The 20,408-nt window shown below is 38.2% G+C and carries 22 protein-coding genes; 4 read left to right on the forward strand and 18 right to left on the reverse strand.

The features are described from left to right. Window positions 1-47 precede the first annotated feature (47 nt). The 13 genes from MHI04_RS18970 to mutY form a co-directional block, all read right to left on the reverse strand. Complete coding sequence (locus tag MHI04_RS18970) at window positions 48-794, reverse strand: TerC family protein (protein WP_271910985.1); 747 nt, start codon at window positions 792-794, stop codon at window positions 48-50. A gap of 40 nt (window positions 795-834) precedes the next feature. After that, entirely contained in the window at window positions 835-1,410 is a 576-nt protein-coding gene (locus MHI04_RS18975; RefSeq protein WP_036122208.1) for a TerD family protein, read from the reverse strand. 33 nt (window positions 1,411-1,443) lie between these two features. Further along, the gene (locus MHI04_RS18980; RefSeq protein ID WP_036122212.1) at window positions 1,444-2,025 is read right to left on the reverse strand and encodes a TerD family protein; all 582 of its coding nucleotides are present in this window, start codon (window positions 2,023-2,025) and stop codon (window positions 1,444-1,446) included. 30 nt (window positions 2,026-2,055) lie between these two features. After that, entirely contained in the window at window positions 2,056-2,673 is a 618-nt protein-coding gene (locus MHI04_RS18985) for a TerD family protein (RefSeq protein ID WP_036122214.1), read from the reverse strand. A 283-nt stretch (window positions 2,674-2,956) separates the two neighbouring features. Then, a complete protein-coding gene (nikC, locus tag MHI04_RS18990) occupies window positions 2,957-3,853 on the reverse strand; it encodes a nickel transporter permease (RefSeq protein ID WP_036122217.1) in 897 nt (298 codons plus the stop codon). 12 nt (window positions 3,854-3,865) lie between these two features. After that, window positions 3,866-4,870 carry an ABC transporter permease gene (locus MHI04_RS18995; RefSeq protein WP_036122220.1) on the reverse strand — a complete coding sequence of 335 codons (1,005 nt, stop codon included), beginning with the start codon at window positions 4,868-4,870 and terminating at the stop codon, window positions 3,866-3,868. Between the two features lie 227 nt (window positions 4,871-5,097). Continuing rightward, window positions 5,098-6,714: an ABC transporter substrate-binding protein gene (locus MHI04_RS19000; protein ID WP_036122223.1), complete on the reverse strand. Its 1,617-nt coding sequence runs from the start codon at window positions 6,712-6,714 to the stop codon at window positions 5,098-5,100. A 21-nt stretch (window positions 6,715-6,735) separates the two neighbouring features. Then, window positions 6,736-7,725, reverse strand: a complete 990-nt coding sequence (locus MHI04_RS19005) for a dipeptide ABC transporter ATP-binding protein (protein WP_036122226.1) — start codon at window positions 7,723-7,725, stop codon at window positions 6,736-6,738. Continuing rightward, window positions 7,700-8,713, reverse strand: coding sequence for an ABC transporter ATP-binding protein (locus tag MHI04_RS19010; protein ID WP_036122228.1), 1,014 nt, complete (start codon window positions 8,711-8,713; stop codon window positions 7,700-7,702). Before MHI04_RS19010 ends, MHI04_RS19005 begins: the two co-directional genes overlap by 26 nt. 278 nt (window positions 8,714-8,991) lie before the next feature. Beyond that, a complete protein-coding gene (locus MHI04_RS19015) occupies window positions 8,992-10,716 on the reverse strand; it encodes an ABC transporter ATP-binding protein (RefSeq protein WP_342535101.1) in 1,725 nt (574 codons plus the stop codon). 200 nt (window positions 10,717-10,916) lie between these two features. Next, window positions 10,917-11,465 (reverse strand): DUF402 domain-containing protein, encoded by a 549-nt coding sequence (locus tag MHI04_RS19020; protein WP_036122234.1) that lies wholly within the window; start codon window positions 11,463-11,465, stop codon window positions 10,917-10,919. Window positions 11,466-11,772: 307 nt separating this feature from the next. Continuing rightward, a complete protein-coding gene (locus MHI04_RS19025; RefSeq protein WP_008173504.1) occupies window positions 11,773-11,949 on the reverse strand; it encodes a gamma-type small acid-soluble spore protein in 177 nt (58 codons plus the stop codon). A gap of 95 nt (window positions 11,950-12,044) precedes the next feature. Next, window positions 12,045-13,079, reverse strand: a complete 1,035-nt coding sequence (gene mutY, locus MHI04_RS19030; protein ID WP_036122236.1) for an A/G-specific adenine glycosylase — start codon at window positions 13,077-13,079, stop codon at window positions 12,045-12,047. A gap of 196 nt (window positions 13,080-13,275) precedes the next feature. Between mutY and MHI04_RS19035 the strand changes: the two genes are divergently transcribed. After that, on the forward strand, window positions 13,276-14,262 hold the full coding sequence (locus MHI04_RS19035; RefSeq protein ID WP_036122239.1) for a metal-dependent hydrolase: 987 nt from the start codon (window positions 13,276-13,278) through the stop codon (window positions 14,260-14,262). 35 nt (window positions 14,263-14,297) lie between these two features. Here the strand turns inward: MHI04_RS19035 and MHI04_RS19040 are convergent, their stop codons facing one another. Genes MHI04_RS19040 through MHI04_RS19055 form a run of 4 tightly spaced genes read right to left on the reverse strand, consistent with a single transcriptional unit; the run spans window position 14,298 to window position 16,181 of the window. Continuing rightward, window positions 14,298-14,567 carry a YfhJ family protein gene (locus tag MHI04_RS19040; protein ID WP_036122243.1) on the reverse strand — a complete coding sequence of 90 codons (270 nt, stop codon included), beginning with the start codon at window positions 14,565-14,567 and terminating at the stop codon, window positions 14,298-14,300. After that, window positions 14,568-14,897, reverse strand: coding sequence for a YfhH family protein (locus MHI04_RS19045; protein ID WP_036122247.1), 330 nt, complete (start codon window positions 14,895-14,897; stop codon window positions 14,568-14,570). It abuts the gene before it with no gap. Next, entirely contained in the window at window positions 14,894-15,697 is an 804-nt protein-coding gene (gene recX / locus MHI04_RS19050; RefSeq protein WP_036122249.1) for a recombination regulator RecX, read from the reverse strand. Before recX ends, MHI04_RS19045 begins: the two co-directional genes overlap by 4 nt. A gap of 13 nt (window positions 15,698-15,710) precedes the next feature. Beyond that, window positions 15,711-16,181 carry a hypothetical protein gene (locus tag MHI04_RS19055; protein WP_342535102.1) on the reverse strand — a complete coding sequence of 157 codons (471 nt, stop codon included), beginning with the start codon at window positions 16,179-16,181 and terminating at the stop codon, window positions 15,711-15,713. Window positions 16,182-16,305: 124 nt separating this feature from the next. On the opposite strand from MHI04_RS19055, the gene MHI04_RS19060 reads away from it, so the two are divergent. From MHI04_RS19060 to rlmD, 3 genes are all read left to right on the forward strand, one after another. After that, the gene (locus MHI04_RS19060) at window positions 16,306-17,214 is read left to right on the forward strand and encodes a TIGR01777 family oxidoreductase (RefSeq protein WP_036122251.1); all 909 of its coding nucleotides are present in this window, start codon (window positions 16,306-16,308) and stop codon (window positions 17,212-17,214) included. 68 nt (window positions 17,215-17,282) lie between these two features. Continuing rightward, window positions 17,283-18,107, forward strand: a complete 825-nt coding sequence (locus tag MHI04_RS19065) for a polysaccharide deacetylase family protein (RefSeq protein WP_342535103.1) — start codon at window positions 17,283-17,285, stop codon at window positions 18,105-18,107. A gap of 37 nt (window positions 18,108-18,144) precedes the next feature. Next, a complete protein-coding gene (gene rlmD, locus MHI04_RS19070) occupies window positions 18,145-19,533 on the forward strand; it encodes a 23S rRNA (uracil(1939)-C(5))-methyltransferase RlmD (RefSeq protein ID WP_036122258.1) in 1,389 nt (462 codons plus the stop codon). Between the two features lie 200 nt (window positions 19,534-19,733). Here the strand turns inward: rlmD and MHI04_RS19075 are convergent, their stop codons facing one another. Further along, window positions 19,734-20,189 (reverse strand): hypothetical protein, encoded by a 456-nt coding sequence (locus MHI04_RS19075; protein ID WP_271910993.1) that lies wholly within the window; start codon window positions 20,187-20,189, stop codon window positions 19,734-19,736. Window positions 20,190-20,408 lie beyond the last annotated feature (219 nt).

Consider the following 20,408-nt stretch of genomic DNA (forward strand, 5'->3'; position numbering starts at 1 on the left):
AAAGCACTGTATCAGCCTGTTCTATACAGACCAATACAGTGCCTTGTTTACACTGCTGTTTTCTTATTCATCTTGTGAACAACAAACGTCAATAAGAATGCAGCAATTAAAATAATAAAGAATACTTCATGTGAAAGATGGAATCCAAAAATACTAGCAAACATTTTCAATGCAATAATGGCAATTAAAATATAGGCAGTCGTTTCAAGTTCTGGTACACGTTCAATCAATGAAAGAAATACACCAGCGATGGTACGCATCATAATAATGCCTAAAACTCCACCTAATAAAAGAACCCATACTTGATCGGATATGGCAAATGCCGCTAATATAGAGTCTACTGAAAAGGCGATATCCATTAATTCAACTGAAATAACAGTCGCCCAGAAAGTACCAAAGACTCGAACCATCCAACCTGTCTTCTTAAACTCGTGTGCGTCTCCTTCATCAGTGCTTTTATTTTTAAAATGTAATATGACTAACCACATTAAATAAGTTGCACCGATCACTTTAACAATAGAGAATTTTACGAGGTAAACGCCAATACCGATGAAGAGAAATCGGAAAAAATAAGCCCCAAACATCCCATACATTAGCGCTTTTTTCCGCTGATGCTGTGGAAGATGTTTAACAAGTACTGCTAAAACAAGCGCATTGTCTGCAGACAATAGCCCTTCCATAATAATCAATGAAAAAATAAGGCCCCATGATACTGGATCTGTTAAAACTTGTCCCCACATCTGCCAGTTAAAAAACTGTGCATATGTATTTAATATCTCGTTTATTACATCCACCGAAGATCCCCCGTCATGTCATGTACATATACCCTACTCGTTACTGTAGGCCATATGCGTTGATTAATGCTGCTAGTCCACCCTGATAGCCTGAGCCTACTGCGGCAAATTTCCACTCGCCATTATGACGGTAAAGCTCACAAAATACAACGGCAGTTTCAATACTGAAATCTTCGCCTAAATCATAGCGTAATACCTCTGATCCCGAATCTTCATTTGTCAATCGAACATAAGCATTTAGTACTTGTCCGAAGTTTTGATGACGACCCTCAGCATCATAGATAGTAACCGTTACCACAATCTTTTCAATTTGAGGTGATACTTGCTTTAAGTTGACAAGAATCTTTTCATCATCCCCATCACCTTCACCTGTACGATTATCACCTGTATGAACAACAGATTGGTCTAGACTCGCTAAATTATTATAGAAGATAAAATCTTGTTCATTACGACATTTACCTGATGCATCTAGTAAAAATACAGATGCATCGAGGTCAAAGTCTTGCCCACCATCAAATTGCTTAACATCCCAGCCTAAGCCAATGCCAATGCTATTTAATCCTGGGTCTTGCTTGGTTAAATCAATACGTTGCCCTTTACTTAATTGAATAGCCATTCAAAATCTCCCTTTCTGTCCAAAGATGAAATTTTAGTTTACACTTAAGCCGTAATCATTACATAAAGCAGCTAAGCCACCTTGGTAGCCAGCACCAATTGCATTAAATTTCCATTCTCCATTATGGCGGTATAATTCCCCTACTACGATAGCTGTTTCAATACTGAAATCCTCGCCTAAATCATAACGGATAATTTCCTCGTTGGAAGCAGCATTAACAATACGAATATACGCATTAGACACCATTCCGAAATTTTGACTACGAGACTCTGCATCATGGATTGTTACAGTGAAGGCTAATCGTTGAACATGAGCAGGCACTTGCGTTAATGCAACTTTTACCACTTCATCGTCACCTTCACCAACACCCGTTAAATTATCGCCCGAATGTTCAACTGAACCGTTGCCACCTGTTGTATTGTTGTAGAAAATAAAGTCATTTTGATCAGCTACTTTGCCTGTATCAGCCAGTAAAAATACAGAAGAATCTAAATCAAAATCATTACCACCGTCATATTTATTTGTATCCCAGCCTAAACCTACAACAACATTTGTTAATCCTGGATTTGTTTTTGTTAAATCTACCTTTTGACCTTTTTGTAGTGAAATTCCCATACTCTTTATTCCTCCTATATAGTCATTTATTTATTGATATCTTCGAACAACATCGCCAAGTTTTATATCATTCGTTCCCGTACCAACTGCAGCAAATTTCCAGTCACTATTATGACGGTAAATTTCTCCACAGACTAACGTCGTTAAATTCGAATAATTATCAGTTAAATTATAGCGAATTAGTTCGCTTCCTGTCCTGTCATCATACACACGAATATATGCATTTTGAATCATACCGAAATGTTGATTACGACCTGCTGCATCATAAATGTTTACAACAAACACAAGCTTGTTATATTGCGTTGGTACAGACGATAGCTCAATTGTAATTACTTCATCATCGCCATCGCCGTCTCCTGTTAAATTATCACCAGAATGTCGAACAGAGCCGCAATTACTTGTTAATTTTCCAAAGTAAACAACATCGTCTCCCGCTATCACCTTATCATCTTGCAGCATTAAGACTGAAGCATCACAGTCTATGCTTCTGCCACTGCCACTATTTCTACTAGAAAATAAACCACCTAAAAAGCCGCCACTTTTCTCTTGCGCTACAGGGTCCCACCCTAAACCTACTTTAATTTTATTTAAACCTGCGTTACCTTTTGTTAAATCAACTCGTTGCCCTTTTTGTAAATTAATCCCCAATTTTAACACCCTCCTCAAATATGTATTTCAACTGAAAGATTATATGGTAAGTAATAATCTACTAAAATAAAATTTTTCTACTTTTTAAGTCTAAAATAACGTGACAAAAAATTCAATTAATGGCTCCTAAAAGATATTTTCGCTTATTTTTAGAAAATTCCTCCTGTTACCTACTACTCTTTAAAACGACTTTGCTGTAAAAGAGTTCCTTTTATTCCCTTTCGTATAGATGGGCAAAATAGCTAAAAAAACCTTCTAACTAGTAGAAGGCTATAGTATTTAACTAACTTTTCATCTTTGGATCGAGTGCATCTCTTAGGCCATCTCCCATCAGGTTAAAGCCAAGAACCGTTAGCATAATTGCTAATCCTGGGAAAATCATAGTCCAAGGAGCATTTAATAAAAACTTTCGAGCATCTGCTAACATTTTTCCCCACTCAGGTGCTGGTGCTTGAGCGCCCAGTCCGAGGAAGCCTAATGCTGCTGCTTCGATGATGGCAGTCGCAATTGCAAGCGTTCCTTGTACAATAATAGGCGTCATAGAATTCGGCAAAATATGTGAAAATAAAATTCGTGAATCACGCATGCCGATTGCTTTTGCCGAGACAATATACTCTTCTTCTTTGACGCTCAACACTTTGGAACGAATTAAACGTCCAAAATTCGGTATGTTAATAATGGCAATGGCAATTAATGCATTTTGTAAGGATGGTCCTAGTACCGATACAACAGCAATCGCTAATAGCATACTAGGGAAAGCGAGCATAATATCAAAAATACGTGAAATAATTGTATCAATCCATTTACCATAATAACCGGCGATAATACCAAGCAAACTACCAACAATTACCGATAAAACAACTGAAAAAAAGCCTACCCATAGCGAAATTCGTGCACCATGAATGATTCTAGAAAAAATATCTCGCCCAAAATCATCTGTTCCAAACCAATGATCACCTGATGGTGCTAGTAAACGCTTCGATAAATCTTGTTCATTTATCCCTTGTGGTGCAACGAGCGGTCCTACTACAGCAAGTAATATAAAAAATATAACAATCCCTGCACCTATTAAAGAGATTTTGCTCTTTTTAAAGCTTCGCCAGCCCTCTAACCATGGACCGACCGCTCGTTCTTGAACTGGTGCTGCTTCTTTTTTTATGTCAATTGCTCCAGTCATCATTGCAGCTCCCTTCTATTTGTATTTAATACGTGGATCAATCACTGTATACAGTAAGTCCACGATTAAGTTAATCATGATGAAAATAAATGCAACGATTAGAATACCTGATTGAATGACAGGATAATCCCTGAAGCCAATCGCATCATAAATATAACGACCAATTCCTGGCCAACTAAAAATCGTCTCTGTTAGAATGGCTCCCCCTAGTAATAACCCCGTCTGTAACCCGATTACCGTTATTACAGGAATAATAGCGTTCTTTAAAGCATGCTTATACACAACAATAAACATTTTTTGGCCTTTTGCTCTTGCAGTACGTACATAATCTGAGCGCATAACTTCTAACATAGAAGATCTTGTGATTCTTGCAATAATAGCCATAGGAATGGTTGCCAGTGCAACTCCCGGTAATATTAACCTCTTTACAACTTCAATAAATTGATCGAAGCGCCCTTGAATGAGCGTATCCAATAAATAAAAATGGGTTATAGAGGTTATTGGATTTCGAACATCCTCTCGACCAGAAGTAGGTAACCAGCCAAGCTGACTACTAAATGTCCACTGTTCCATCAAGCCTAGCCAGAATACAGGTACAGATACACCAACTAATGCCACCACCATCGCTGTATAATCGAACCAAGAATTTTGGAACCATGCAGAAATAATACCCGCATTCACCCCAATAACAATAGCAATAATCATCGCGAAAAATGCAAGTTCAGCTGTTGCTGCTAAGTATGGAAAAATTTCTTCTGATACAGGTAATTTTGTACGTAAGGAAACACCTAAATCTCCCTGAAAAATGCCTGCTAAATAACTAAAATATTGTGTATACCAAGGCTTATCTAATCCTAAACTTGCGTTTAATGCCTCGACCGCCTCTTTTGTCGCCTGTTGTCCTAAAATAACTTGTGCTGGATTACCAGGTATTGCGCGTATCAACATAAAGACGATAAAAGTCATTCCAAGCAAAACTGGGATTAGCTGGAGTAAACGTCTCCCCATATAGTGAAGCATCTTCATCACCTCTCTATGATTTTCATAATCTACTTTGAAGTCTTTATATACTGTTGAAAGGTTGAACCTTCACCAAACGATTTTGAATGTTTAGATGAGTGATCTTTCACACAGGAGAAAATGATTGTCTATTACTAGAAAAGAATCTGCGAGATTTCCACGGCTTACCCGCAGAAAAGCAAGCAGATTCTTTTAAACTCCTCTATTCAATTAGAAAATGAAGTTTACTATTGAATATCTACTGCATCTAAACGGTCAGAACCTGTAGGATGCGCAATATAATTCGTCACTTTCGCATTAGCAGCTAAAATTGGAATAGAGTGAGCAAGTGGAACCCATGGAGCATCCTCAGAAATCATGACTTGAGCTTGCTTATAAAGTTCATTACGCTTGTCCTCATCAATTTCAGTTTGAGCAGCTGTCAATATTTTGTGTAATTCTGGATTGTCATAGAATGTATAGTTATTAGAACCGATATTATCGCCGTCTAATAACGTGTATAGGAAGTTATCCGCATCTCCATTATCACCTGTCCAGCCAAGTAAGAATGCATCCGCTTCACCATTTTGTGCTTTTTCTAAATAAGTAGCCCATTCAAATGATACAATTTTAGATTTAATGCCTACATCTTCTAAGTTCTTTTGAATCGCTTCTGCTACTTTTTGTCCGTCTGGCATGTATGGACGTGGTACTGGCATTGCCCATAGTTCAATTTCTTTACCATCATAGCCTGCTTCAGCAAGTAATGCCTTCGCCTTTTCAGGATCATACGTATAGCCTGTAACATCATCGTTATAACCTGAAATTACTGGTGGCATTGGGTTTTTCGCTGGCTCTGCTAGTCCTTCATAAAATGCATCCACCAATGCTTGCTTATCAATTGCATAGTTGACTGCTTGACGCACTTTGACATTATCGAATGGTGGTCGAGTCACTGTTAAACCTAGATAACCAACGTTCATAGATGGACGTTCGATTAATTGTAATTTAGCATCGCCTTCGATTGTTGCTTTATCAGATGGACTTAAACCATCAGCCACATCAATATTGCCTGCTAACAAATCATTTAAACGCGCAGAGTTATCTGGAATAGAACGATAAATAACTTTATCTAATTTTGGATAGCCATCAATATAGTAGTCTGGGTTTTTCTCGATCGTTACAGAATCATTACGTACCCAGCTAACAAATTTGAATGGGCCTGTTCCTACTGGATTTGCAGATAAGCCTTCTTCATCTGCCTCAAATGCTGTAGGCGAAGCAATCGCAAATGGGGACATGGCTAAATTCTTTAGGAATGGTGCTTGTGGTTGACTTAACTTAAATACAACCTTATAGTCACCTTCAGCAGTAACTGATTCGATTACTTGTTTGTCTCCAACGACAAATTGGGAGCTAAAATAAGGATATTTATCAGTACTTGACTTCCAACGTTCAATATTTTTCACAACTGCCTCGGCATTAAAATCTGTACCATCATGGAACTTCACACCTTCTTGTAGCTCAAAAGTATAAGTTAATCCATCTTCTGAAGCCTCCCATGATTTTGCTAACCCAGGTTGAATCGTTACATCTTGTTCGCCAAAGTTTACTAATGTTTCATAAATATTAGCTGTTACCGTAAAAGATTCACCATCTGTAACAACAGCAGGGTCTAGTGCTACTGAATCTCCACCACGACCATACACTAATATTTTTGGTTCACCACTGCCAGCTGTATCGCCACCAGTTGATGTATCTTTACTACCCGTATCCTTAGTATCTGAGCCGCCACAAGCTGCTAAGATTGTCGAGAGAATAAGGAGTAGCATTACACCTAAAGTCCAAAGCTTCTTTTTCTTCATTAAATTTCCCCCTATGAGTTTTTATATCATTGAATGTTGAAGCGCCTCATAAAGATGGCAAGCAACATAATGACCCGGTTTTACTTCTTGCATTTTAGGTACTACTTGTGAGCATTGCTCCTTTTTAAAAGGACATCTCGTATGGAAAGTACAACCGCTTGGCGGGTTTGATGCACTCGGAATATCTCCAGAAATAATGATCTGTTCCCGTTCAAACATCGGATCAGGAACAGGGACCGAAGATAAGAGTGCCTGTGTATATGGATGAAGCGGTTCAGCATATAAGTCCTCACTCGCTGTCAACTCTACTAATTTACCTAGGTACATTACGCCAACACGATTGCTGATGTGGCGCACTACCCCTAAATCATGGGAAATAAAAATATAAGTCAGCTTTAAATCCTTTTGCAGCTTTTGCAATAAATTTAATACTTGTGCCTGTATGGACACATCTAGCGCAGATACTGGCTCGTCCGCAATAATTAAGCGCGGGTTGGTCATCAAGGCTCTAGCAATTCCGATACGCTGCCTTTGCCCTCCGCTAAACTGGTGCGGATAACGCTTGATATGATATTCATTCAATCCAACAATCTCAAGTAGCTCCAACACCTTTTGTTTCCGCTCTTTGGCATTTCCTATGCCATGAACAATAAGGGGCTCCTCTAAAATTTTGCCGATGTTATGGCGCGGATTTAATGAGGCATAGGGATCCTGAAAAATCATTTGAATATCTCTACGTGCCTTCCTCATTTCATTATTGGATAATTCTGAAATTACTTTACCTGCGAATTCTATTTTACCTTCCGTTGGCTCCAATAAACGCATTAATAAGCGGCCTGTTGTGGATTTACCACAGCCTGACTCTCCTACAATGCCTAATGTTTCTCCCTCAAATACCTCAAATGAAACATCATCCACCGCCTTCACATCCCCAGCATGTGAATTCAGGACACCCTTTCGAATAGGAAAATATTTTTTTAAACCATCAACCTTTAATAACGCTTTCGACACGCTGTTCCACCCCCTGCTTCTCTAGTAAAAAACATCTCGATTTATGGTTCTCTGCTGCCTCAAATAAAGGTGGTGTTTCTTGTAAACAACGTTCCATCGCATGTTCACAGCGTGCCGCAAATCGACAGCCGACCTGGATGCTCCCAGGTTTTGGTACACTACCAGGAATAGAATATAGATTGTCTTTTTTATAACGCATATCAGGTACTGATTGAATAAGTCCTTGTGTATAAGGATGTTTCGGATTAGTAAAAACTTCTTGAATCGGTGCCTCTTCCACGATTTGTCCAGCATACATTACAATCACTCGCTCACAAGTCTCCGCTACAACGCCCAAATCATGTGTAATTAACAACACAGCTGTATTCAACCGTTTATTTAAGTCTTTCATGAGCTGTAATATTTGAGCCTGAATCGTCACATCTAATGCGGTTGTAGGCTCGTCTGCAATTAATACTTGAGGATCACAAACAAGTGCCATGGCAATCATAACCCTTTGACGCATTCCACCAGATAGCTGGTGGGGGTAATCCTTTAACAATTCCTCAGCCCGTGGTAAACCGACAAGTTTCATAATTTCAACCGCTCTTGCAAACGCTTCCTTTTTCGACCATTTAGGATTATGAATTTGAATCGCTTCTTTAAGCTGGTCACCAATCGTAAACAAGGGGTTGAGAGAAGTCATTGGTTCCTGGAATATCATCGCAATGTCTTTTCCACGAATTTTTTGCATTTGTTTATCCGTACATTTTGCGAGATTTTTGCCATCTAGCAAAATTTCGCCACCTGTTATTTTCCCTGGTGGTGATGGGATCAATCCCATGATGGACAACGACGTAACGCTTTTTCCGCTTCCCGATTCTCCTACAATTCCTAAAATTTCTCCTTCATGGACAGAAAAATCGATATCATCTACAGCAGGAATTTGTCCATTATCTGTGAAAAAGGTTGTTTTTAAACCTTTTATTTCTAGTAGCTTCTTCCTCATGCGCAACGTCCCACCCTACCTATATTTTACTTAGTTGTATAATGTTATTAATAGCATACTATAACTTTCGTTAAATTCCCTATTTTCAGATAATTCTACCTAAAAATCTTTGCTCTTTCAATCACTAATATTCTCCAAATTACATAGTATTTCTACATTAATCTCATTTCATAATAACTAAATCTTATAAAGAGATAGTTTTTTAGCCTTTATAACAAAAAAATAGCCTTCATTAAATGAAAGGCTATTTTGAAAAAATTCCATATATCATATAATTTTTAATCTAAATGCTGTACTTGGAATAAATTATAATACGTTCCTTGTCTGTCCATTAATTGTTCATGTGTACCATTTTCTATTAATTGCCCATGATCTATGACGAAAATCTTATCCGCATGGGTAATAGTAGACAGACGATGTGCGATGATAATGGTCGTCCGTTCATGAGCAAGTTTATCGAGTGATTCTTGAATCAATGCTTCACTTTCTAAATCTAACGCAGAAGTAGCTTCATCAAGGATTAAAATCGGTGGATTTTTTAAAAATACTCGCGTAATAGCAACCCGTTGTTTTTGCCCGCCAGATAGCTTTACGCCTCGTTCTCCAACCTTTGTATCATAGCCATTAGGCAAACCCATAATAAAGTCATGTGCATTTGCAGCTTTAGCTGCCTCAATGACTTGTTCATCTGTTGCACCTGGTCGTCCCATTAAAATATTTTCTTTAACAGAATCACTAAAAAGTATATTATCTTGCAGAACAATACCAATCTGTGAGCGTAACGAATGTATAGTGACATCTCGTACATCGTGTCCATCAATCGTCACCTTACCACTTGTTGTATCGTAAAAACGAGGAATCAAACTGATAATCGTGGATTTACCACCACCACTCATCCCAACAAATGCAACAGTTTCTCCAGGATTAATCGTAAAATCGATAGCATTTAAAATAGATGCGCCAACTTTTTCATATTGGAAGGACACGTTGTGAAAGCAAACTTCCCCATTTGCACGTAGTAGTTCACGAGCATTGTCCTTGTTTTTCACTTCATAAGGCTCATCTATTAATTCAAACATCCGATCCATTGAGGCGATCGACTGCGTCAAAGTAGTCGAGGCACTTACAAGGCGGCGAAGTGGACCATACAATCGTTCAATATAAGCAATAAAAGCAACCATTGTTCCAACTGAAAGTGATCCATTTATGACTTGGTAGCCCGCATAGGCTATGACCAACAATGGCGCTACATCCGTGATTGTATTAACTACTGCAAATGACTTAGCATTCCACTTTGTTTGGTCGAGTGCCTTTTCTAAAAATTCCCCATTTGCTGTATCATATAATTTTTGTTCATGCTTTTCTAGTGTGAAACTCTTAATAATGCTCATACCAGCTACACGTTCATGTAAATAACTTTGTACACCCGCAAGTGCTTGAGAACGTTTACGTGTTAAAGCTCGCAGTTTGCCAAAAAAGTATTTCACACTTAATGCATAAAATGGGAAAGCGACTAATGCGACTAATGTCAGCTTTACATCCATTGTTAGCATAATGACAATCGCAATAATAATCGTCGCTAGGTCCAGCCAAACATTCATTAACCCCGTCATAACAAAGTTCTTCGTTTGCTCAACATCATTAATGACCCTTGATATAACATCTCCAGCACGTGTATTGGCATAATATTTTAAACTTAATCGCTGTAAATGTGCGTAGATTTCCTTACGAATATCAAACAACACCTTATTACTAACGTGTTGTGCAAAATATTGACGATAATACTCGATTGGTGGACGGATAATAAAGAACACAATAATGGTTCCGCCTAACCAATATAACAGCTCTTTTGTTTTATCTACATCTGTTAGGTCTTCTGCTGCAATAATATCATCTAACACAATTTTAATGAGTAGTGGAATAAACAGGGGAATAGCAAATTTCACTATACCAATGATAATCGTTAAAATAATTTCCCATGTATATGGTTTTACAAAGCGCATATACCGCTTTATGCTTCCCAACTTTTCATCACATCCTTACAAAAAGAAACAGACATTCGATTATGAATGCCCTACGTATTATAGCAATATTTTGATTAAAATACAGTTATATTGACTTTACAGCGAACTATTTTACTTCTCTCTTTACAGTTGGCTGTATCCAACAAAAAAACACCTATTAGGTAAACTAATAGGTGTCACTAACAATCATCTGACTGCATATCAAGCTGGAACTTGTAACGATTTGTCCAGACATCGATGAAGTCGGGTGCAAATGGTCCTCTTTTTTGTTGAATCCAGCTTATTAATTTATCGACATTGCGCTTTAAAATTTTATCAATGACTTCAGGATAAGACATTTCCTTACGATGAAGCTCATATTCATCCTCATCTAAGAGGGTATAAGACATGTCAGGATAAACTTTAATGTCTAAATCATAGTCGATATATTTAATGGCATTATTATCGAAAACAAATGGTGAGCTTAGATTACAATAATAATACACACCGTCTTCACGTAGCATACAGATGATGTTAAACCAGTGTTCCGCATGAAAGTAACAAATAGAAGGCTCTCTCGTTAGCCATGTCCGACCATCGGATTCTGTCACAAGGGTCCGTTCATTCGCACCGATAACGATATTCTTTGTTCCTTTTAAAACCATCGTTTCTTGCCAAACACGGTGGATACGGCCATTGTGCTTATAACTATGTATTTGTATCGTTTCTCCTTCTACCGGTAATGCCATTTTGAAGCCCACCTTTTCGTCTATGCTACCTAAATCTAGCAGTCTCTAGTATATTATAGCAATGTGTACGCGAAAGGTGTAGTTAGAAAACCACAAATTTCACTACGCCATTTTGAATTAGTATAAAATTTAGTCAATTAAAGCGATTTTTATAAGCTTGTCAGCCTCAGTGGGATTATTTAATTAATTGCAACGCTATACCACTTTTAGAGGATTTTCTTAGCAATTAGAAAGGGGCTGTCTTTTTCATCTTTTCGGATTTTAGACAGCCCCTTAGAGGTAAATGCAGTTATGCAGTTACAAAGTGTTACTCACCTAAATCTTGGTTAGTTTTAGAGAAACGGCCTGAAGCTGGAGCTTTCTTTTGCTCTGCTTTTGCATTTTGCTTTTGCACTTCATTTACGTCCGTTTCATAACCAAACTCTTCACTTTGACGTTGCATGTTTTTATTCGGTTGGAAATTTTGGTTGTTTTGTTTTTTCATCCTTCATTCACCTCCACGCTAGTTATTGTGTACTGAGGTGATGACTTTTATGCTCATGAATTGATTATTTTAAGATGGATTTAATTTCCTGCGATTTACTTTTTGACTTCTTCCCAAATTTTTAGCATCGGGACAGGCATCGGCAAACGTTCTATTTGCTCTCGGCTTAGCCAGTCGCCCTGCGCAAAAGACTCACATTTCATATAATAGCTATTTATATGCCAAGTTAAATGTGAAAAAACATGTTTAAATGTAAGCAACTCATGTTCGGCATGAACATTTACTGTAAATTCTTTTTTAAAGTTTTCTACTGTAGATTGGCTTGTGTCAATCATCGGAAATTGCCATAGATTAGCAAGTAGACCTTTCTCAGGACGCTGCTGCATTAAAAATCGTCCGTTTTCATCTTCACATACAAGGACATCATATGTAAGGTGCTTCATTTTTATTTTTTTTGATTTGACAGGTAATTTGTCTGGTTCCCCTTCATTAAACGCCGTACAATATTCTCGTACTGGGCATAATAAACATTTGGGCGAGGTAGGTGTACAAATAAGCGCGCCGAGTTCCATTAAACCTTGGTTAAAAGAGGAAGCATGCTCAGGATCAATGAGTTTCTCCACCGCTACTTCGAAAACTTTCTTCGTTTTTGGCATAGCGATGTCATCATGTATATCAAGTACCCTACTTAAAACTCGCATAACATTACCGTCTACTGCATGTTCAGGCTTGTTGTAGGCAATACTTAAAATAGCACCTGCAGTATAGGGACCAACACCTTTTAATTTTGATATTTCGTGGCGATTGTCTGGTACTACGCCTCCGTAATTTTCTAAAACCTCACGAGCACCTGCTTGTAAGTTGCGAGCTCGAGAATAATACCCAAGACCTTCCCAATGCTTCAGTAAGTATTCTTGTGGTGCTTCTGCGAGCAAATCTAATGTTGGAAAACTTTCCATAAAACGATTGTAATAAGGAATAACTGTGTCGACACGTGTCTGCTGTAGCATCACTTCTGATACCCAAATTTTATAAGGGTCAGTTGTATGTCTCCACGGTAAGTCGCGTTTCTCAGCGTTAAACCAGTCGACTAAAGATTGTCGAAATTCTGTTACATATGGGTAATTCACAGTGACCTCCGTTGTTTTTACGATTTAATTTATGATGAAAAGGGTATACAATTAAGAAAAGAACATTCGGGTTTAGTCGACAAAAATCGTCTCCTTTGCTTGAATGTCATAAAATTTAATAGATCTTTTATTATTATTGAAATAAAGATGTATGCACATTGTACTCGATTTTACCGCATACTAGGAGTGGATATTTTTGGATTCAGGTACACATTTCGTTATGGGTATTGCCCTTGGCGGTCTTGCATTAGCCGACCCTGTAGTAGCCAATCATTCAATGACTTTTACAGCAGTAATGGCAGGGACAATTATTGGCTCACAAGCTCCAGATGTCGACACTGTGTTAAAGCTACGTAATAACGCTATCTATATTCGACATCATCGAGGAATTACACATTCACTACCAGCTGTGGCTATTTGGCCTATTTTAATTACAGTTGTTTTATCGCTTATTTTGCAAGACGTAAATGTGTTTCATTTATGGCTTTGGACCTTTTTAGCTGTTGGCCTTCATGTCTTTGTTGATATTTTTAACGCCTATGGTACGCAAGCAATTCGGCCATTCTCTAAAAAATGGGTAGCATTAGGTGTCATCAATACATTCGATCCAATTATCTTTTCCTTACATTGCCTCGGTATAGTGTTATGGGCATTTGGCACAAATCCAGTTTGGACATTTAGTATCATGTATATCGTAATTGTGATTTATTATATTTTACGATTTGCTGTTCAAAGAGCTGTAAAAAAAGCTGTGCATCATACCATTCAGGACGAGGAATATGTTATTGTAGCACCTACAATGCGCTTCTTCCACTGGCGAATCGCAGCCAAGTCTAAGACTCATTATTATGTTGGGCGTGCTTATGGAAGGACTGTTAATATTTACGATAAATTCGAAATCAAGCCTTTACCTAAAACTCCAGTTATAGATGCGGCAATGAAAGATTCTAATCTAGCTGCATTTGTGTCCTTCTCTCCAATGTACAGATGGGAAATTTCAGAACTTGAAAATGGCTTAACAGAAGTAAGGTTAATCGATTTACGTTATCGTAGTGATAATCGCTATCCTTTCGTAGCTGTTGCACATTTAAACGATGATTATGAAATTGTTACGTCTTATACAGGGTGGATTTTTACAGAAGATAAACTACAGAAAAAGCTACAAATTGGCGCAAGTAATTAAGCAGTAAACCCTGACCAATAGTGGTCAGGGTTTTATTATTGTAACATATCATCACTGGCATCTAAGAAATGAGCATATTTCGGATTGCGTCCTGCAAAAACATGTAATTTATCACCATAGCTTGCAATTAATTGACGCACAAGATTTTCTGTGTACTCTGCCCCACGATAAGCATATCCTGCTTTCGCAGCTGTTGATTCAAAATCACTCCATAATAATTCCACCCAAACTCGTGCCCGTCCAACAGACATTTGTGGATTTTTTGCTAGTAACTCTGCTGTTAATTTTTCAAGTTTTTCTTCCATTTACTTACCCGCCTTTACAGGGGATAATATCGATACAGGTAATGCCTCTTGGTACTTGTCCCCGCCTAAACGATGTCCCCAAGCAAAGCGACCCTTTAAATAATCTACTTGGAAAAACTCATTATCTGAACCATCAATACGATACATTTCTCCAGGAACAATCGTATCCAGATCTACTAAATACGCTGCTGCCATTAAAGCTTTGCGCTCATAAACAGCAAACTCATTGAGAATTCCTAGCTGTTCTGCCTTTCGAGCTTTCTCTTTTAGAAAAGCAATTTCTTCTCGCAGTTCGTGCTCGGTCATCGCAGCATAATTTTTTTCGTTCATTCTTCATTCTCCTTCTCTTCTATAAAACGATCTATTATTTCTATAGGAAAACCCTTTTGATAGAGCGCCTGTTTAACTTTCATCTTTAGCTCATAACCAGTATACTTCGATACATACTTTTTCCAAACTTTTTCGCCTTGAGTATTTAATAACTGCTGCCAGTTATCATCATCCTGCACTATCTCAACTTGGCTAAGCACCTCTTCCACGATCGGAAATGCATAACCTTTTCTTAAAAGAAAGTCCTGGATCTTGGTCTTTATTTGTGTTGGCGTTTTCTTATTCTGTGAGCGAATAATTTTCTCCGCTAACTGCATTGCCAGTTTTAATTGTTCCTCAAAACTATATGTAGCAAGCACTTCATCCTGCAAATTTTTCTCAATGCCCTTTTTAATAAGATCTTGTCTAATGGCTCTCGGCCCTTTTTTCATCGTAGCCTTCTTGGTATCAAGCAATGCCTTTGAATAGTTTTCATCATTGATAAAGCCATAAGACTTTAACTTCTGAATTGCCTCCAATATTACGGCTTCTCCAAAATCTAATGCGAGCAGTTTTTTCTTCACCTCATGCTCGCTTCGCATTTGATAAGAAAGAAAGTTTAACCCCTTATTAAAGGCCTTACGTATTTCATCCTCATAGGCAATCTCTTGGATTTCAAATTCATCAAGCACCTTTCCCTTTGTTAAACCGAATTGAATAAGTATGGCTTCATCAACTGGAAAAGCATATTCCTCATTTATATAGATATTATATCGTTCAGGATTGTTTTTTTGACGTGCAATTTTCGTAATTATACGCATAGCAAACACCTCACTATTGCATATTATAGCATTTCTTTTTTAAGGGAGCAGTGATCTGACAAGAGGGTTTTGCTTTCATTCGCGAGTATTCCTCTTCCTTCCGCAAGTATTCCTCTTCACTCCGCGAGTATTCTTCTTCACTCCGCGAGTATTCCTCTTCACTCCGCGAGTATTTCTCTTCACTCCGCGAGTATTTCTCTTCACTCCGCGAGTATTCCTCTTCACTCCGCGAGTATTCCTCTTCACTCCGCGAGTATTTCTCTTCACTCCGCGAGTATTCCTCTTCACTCCGCGAGTATTCCTCTTCACTCCGCGAGTATTCCTCTTCACTCCGCGAGTATTTCTCTTCACTCCGCGAGTATTTCTCTTCACTCCGCGAGTATTTCTCTTCACTCCGCGAGTATTTCTCTTCACTCCGCGAGTATTTCTCTTCACTCCGCGAGTATTTCTCTTCACTCCGCGAGTATTTCTCTTCACTCCGCAAGTATTCCTCTTCCTTCCGCGAGTATTTACGCTTATTCTGGAATGCACTGAAGATGTTCGCTTTTGAGTTAAGTGTTAAACTTACTAGTAAGTGTTTTTATTCGATCAGAGAAGAGGTGCTTGTTATGAAAATCGTTATTGCAGGTGGCACTGGCTTTGTCGGGAGTGCACTCATAAAGCTATTACAGGATAATGGACATGATGTTTTTGTCTTAACACGTCATCACTCAAGACTAGAAAATGGTATTCACTATGTACAATGGCTACAGCAGCACGAGCAGCCTTTGCCTTTTTTAGAGGGTGCTGATGCCTTTGTTAATTTAGCAGGTGTTTCATTAAATGATGGGCGCTGGACGAAAAAACAGAAGAAGGCTATTTATTGGAGCCGAATGAATGCAACACTTGAATTAGTGAAGATAATGGACTTGCTAACGTCAAAGCCTAAAGTTCTTATCAATGCTAGTGCCGTGGGGATTTATCCTACTTCTACAGATGCTGTCTATCATGAGGATTTTATGGACTATGCCCATGATTTTTTGGGTACAACCGTCCATGATTGGGAACGACATGCGAAACGAGCAGAATCATTAGGGATTCGCGTGGCTTTTGCACGCTTTGGTGTCATCTTAGGCCGAAATAGCGGTGCTCTACCACCTATGCTATTGCCCTATCAAATGTATATAGGTGGAACAATTGGTTCTGGTGAACAATGGCTCTCTTGGGTACATATTGATGATGTAGTACGCGCAATTTATTTTGCGATTATAAATGAAAATATTCGTGGTCCATTTAATGTAACAGCTCCAAATGCTATGCGAATGAAAGAGTTCGGACAAACAATCGCAGAAGTCATGGGCAGACGCCATTGGATGCCTGTCCCAAGTTTTGCGATGCGTTTAGCTCTTGGTGAACAAAGTTCGCTTGTTTTAGAAGGACAACATGTGCTGCCCACTATTTTACAACAACATCATTTTACATTTAAATATCCTGTTTTAAAGCAAGCACTTGAAGATTTGCTAAAAGCTCAGAATTAGAAAAAATTAAGTTGGATAATTTTTTTATAAACTACGCATTCTAATGAAAAAGAAAGGATGCGTTTTTTATGTGGAGACAACATATTGTAGGTGCGGTAATTGCTACTTTTATTATTGCCGCAGGAATTAGTATTAATCCTTATTTCGCTGCTGGTTCTGATGAGCACCATTGGGGCTTTAAGCGTGCTAAAAATGGTGAGCAGGCGGAAGCAGGAGCGCAGCTTGATCAGCTACTTGACCAATATGGTGCGATTTACAAAGGAAAGCCAGATAAAAAAATTGCCTATTTAACATTTGATAATGGCTATGAAAACGGCTTTACTGAAAGTATTTTGGATACATTGAAAAAAGAAAATGTACCAGCAACTTTCTTTTTAACAGGGCATTATTTAGACAGTGCCAGCGATTTAGTGAAACGCATGGTGGAAGACGGTCATATTATTGGGAATCATTCATACGGTCATCCCAATATGGCGCGACTTTCTCCAGATGGAATGCGTGCGGAATGGCGGAAATTTGATGGGAAGTTACGTGAATTAACTGGAATTGATCGTACAACATATGCTCGGCCACCTGAAGGTTCTTTCAATGCAAAACTTTTAGAAGTCGGAAATGCTGAAGGCTATCGCCATATTTTCTGGTCTGTGGCTTTCAAGGATTGGATGAAGGATGAACGTCGTGGTGCGGATTATGCCTATAACGCACTTATGGAACAATTACATCCTGGTGCTGTTATTTTAATGCATACTGTAGCACAGGATAATGCCGAAGCTTTACCAATGTTTATTGCGGAAGCTAAAAAGCAGGGCTATACCTTCTTATCGCTTGACGATTTAGTATTGGAATATGAAGATTTTCCTGTCGCTTTGCAATCGCCTGCTCCTTCGTTATAATGGGGAGATGACATTATAGAGCAGGGACGTGGAATGTTTGACGCAGCAAACAACAATGACCGTGGGACAAAAATTCCCACTAACAATAAAAAGGCTTGGTATTAATGGTGAGGGTGTAGGGTTTTATAAACGTAATGTAGTTTTTGTAAAAGGAGCTATTCCCGGAGAAGAAATTACAGCTCAGGTGACGAAAACACAGCGTAATTTTGCTGAAGCAGAAGTTTTAGACATTCGTAAAGCTTCGAAGCATCGTCAGGAGGCACCTTGCCCAGTTTATAACGAATGTGGTGGCTGTCAGCTTCAACATATGACATACAATAAACAGCTACTTGAAAAGCGAGACATTGTCATTCAAGCATTAGAACGTTATGCCAAACCTTTAACTGAAACGATCGAAGTACGTAAAACACTTGGTATGGATAATCCTTGGCACTATCGTAATAAAAGCCAATTCCAAGTACGTAAAGAGGGTAAGCGTGTATACGCAGGTTTATTTGCTGAAGGAAGCAATAAGCTCTTGAATATTAATGATTGTCTCGTACAGCACCCAGTCACTTCTAAAATTACCGTAGCCACAAGAAAGATTTTGCAAAAACTAAATATCACTATATACGACGGTCGTACGCTAGATGGTTTAGTGCGTACGATTGTTGTACGTACAGGGATTCGTACTGGTGAGACACAAGTAGTTCTTGTCACAACACGAAAAGAAATCCCTCATTTAACTGAACTTATCACACGTATAAAAAAAATCGATCCGAGTATCGTATCGATAGCACAAAATATTAATCGTGAAAAAACATCATTAATATTTGGTGATGAAACCATTGTACTGGATGGCAAGGAAACGATTCATGAAGAGCTTGGTGAACTAGCCTTTGATTTATCAGCTCGTGCCTTCTTCCAGCTAAATCCAACACAAACTGTTCATCTTTATGATGAAATAAAAAAGGCCGCTGCATTAACGGGGAAAGAAACAGTTGTTGACGCCTATTGTGGTGTTGGAACAATTGGGCTATGGCTAGCAGATCAGGCGAAAGAAGTACGTGGGATGGATGTCATTCCAGAAAGTATTCAAGATGCGCGTAAAAATGCGCGCAACCATGGCTTCAAGCATACAAAATATGCAGTCGGCACAGCCGAAAGTGTCCTTGCCAAATGGCGCAAGGAAGGTTTTACTCCAGATGTCATTACAGTAGACCCACCACGAACTGGACTAGCACCAGAATTTATTCGAACAGTGCTTAAGCTAAAACCTAAGCGTTTTGTTTATACGTCCTGTAATCCATCCACTTTGGCGAAGGATTTACAACAATTATCAAAGCTTTATCATGTTGAGTATATCCAGCCTGTCGATATGTTCGCACAGACGGCACAGGTGGAATGCGTTTGTAGCATGGTTTTAAAACCTGAGTATCAGAAATAGTTTGGCGACTTTTTAGATGCAGTCTGTATATTACAGGCTGCATCTTTTTTACCTTGGTTTCCTTTTTATATGAATGAATAAATAAAAAACACATCAAAATTAATTGATGTGTGAGACTGTAGACAAACTCAAAAAATTTGAAAGTTTGCCTACAGTCTGAGAGTAGCACATGCTACTCTTTCTCAATAAAAATATTCAATTCAAGCTTCTTCATAAGCATTTTTCATTCCGTGATATAAATTAATATCTTTAAAATCGTCTTTATTAATATGTAGTTGTACACTTACCTCATACAAAAAATAAAGCCATTCCGTATCATTTTCCTCAACAGCTTTAGCACAAGCATTTTCTATATATATACTATTCACATGACGTTCTAGACTCTTTATATAATCTAAGGCTTTTGATGCTCCTGGCCAATTCAAATCCTTAAATAATTCATATAACTTAGGCAAAGCCACTTTGTTATTTGGATAGCCGATAGATATGACGACATCGACTGCGTTCTCCCAACATTCTTTTGAATATTTTTGAAATATAAGTGGCAATAGTTCATTGGGAATTTGACAAAGAAATGCTTTTGCTTCGTTTTGAATTGTCTCTGGCAAATTCCAATTCAAATTATAGGAATAATAAATCACTAAATTATCTTTCATAAAAATGCATACCTTTCAAAGAAACATTGCTTATTCCCCTTTAAGTAGACAATATAAAAAAGACTGTAATTACAGTCTGAAAGGACATCTCAAAATAAATTGAGATGTCCTTTTTATGTAACGCACAGCACAGGCTGCCTGGTGGATGATGGACGGTCCAGAAAAGTCGATACCTTAACCAATACCCCAGGATTTAATAGATTTTTAAATGTTAAACTT

Source organism: Lysinibacillus sp. FSL K6-1151 (assembly GCF_038630755.1).
In the GTDB taxonomy this organism is placed as follows: domain Bacteria; phylum Bacillota; class Bacilli; order Bacillales_A; family Planococcaceae; genus Lysinibacillus; species Lysinibacillus fusiformis_D.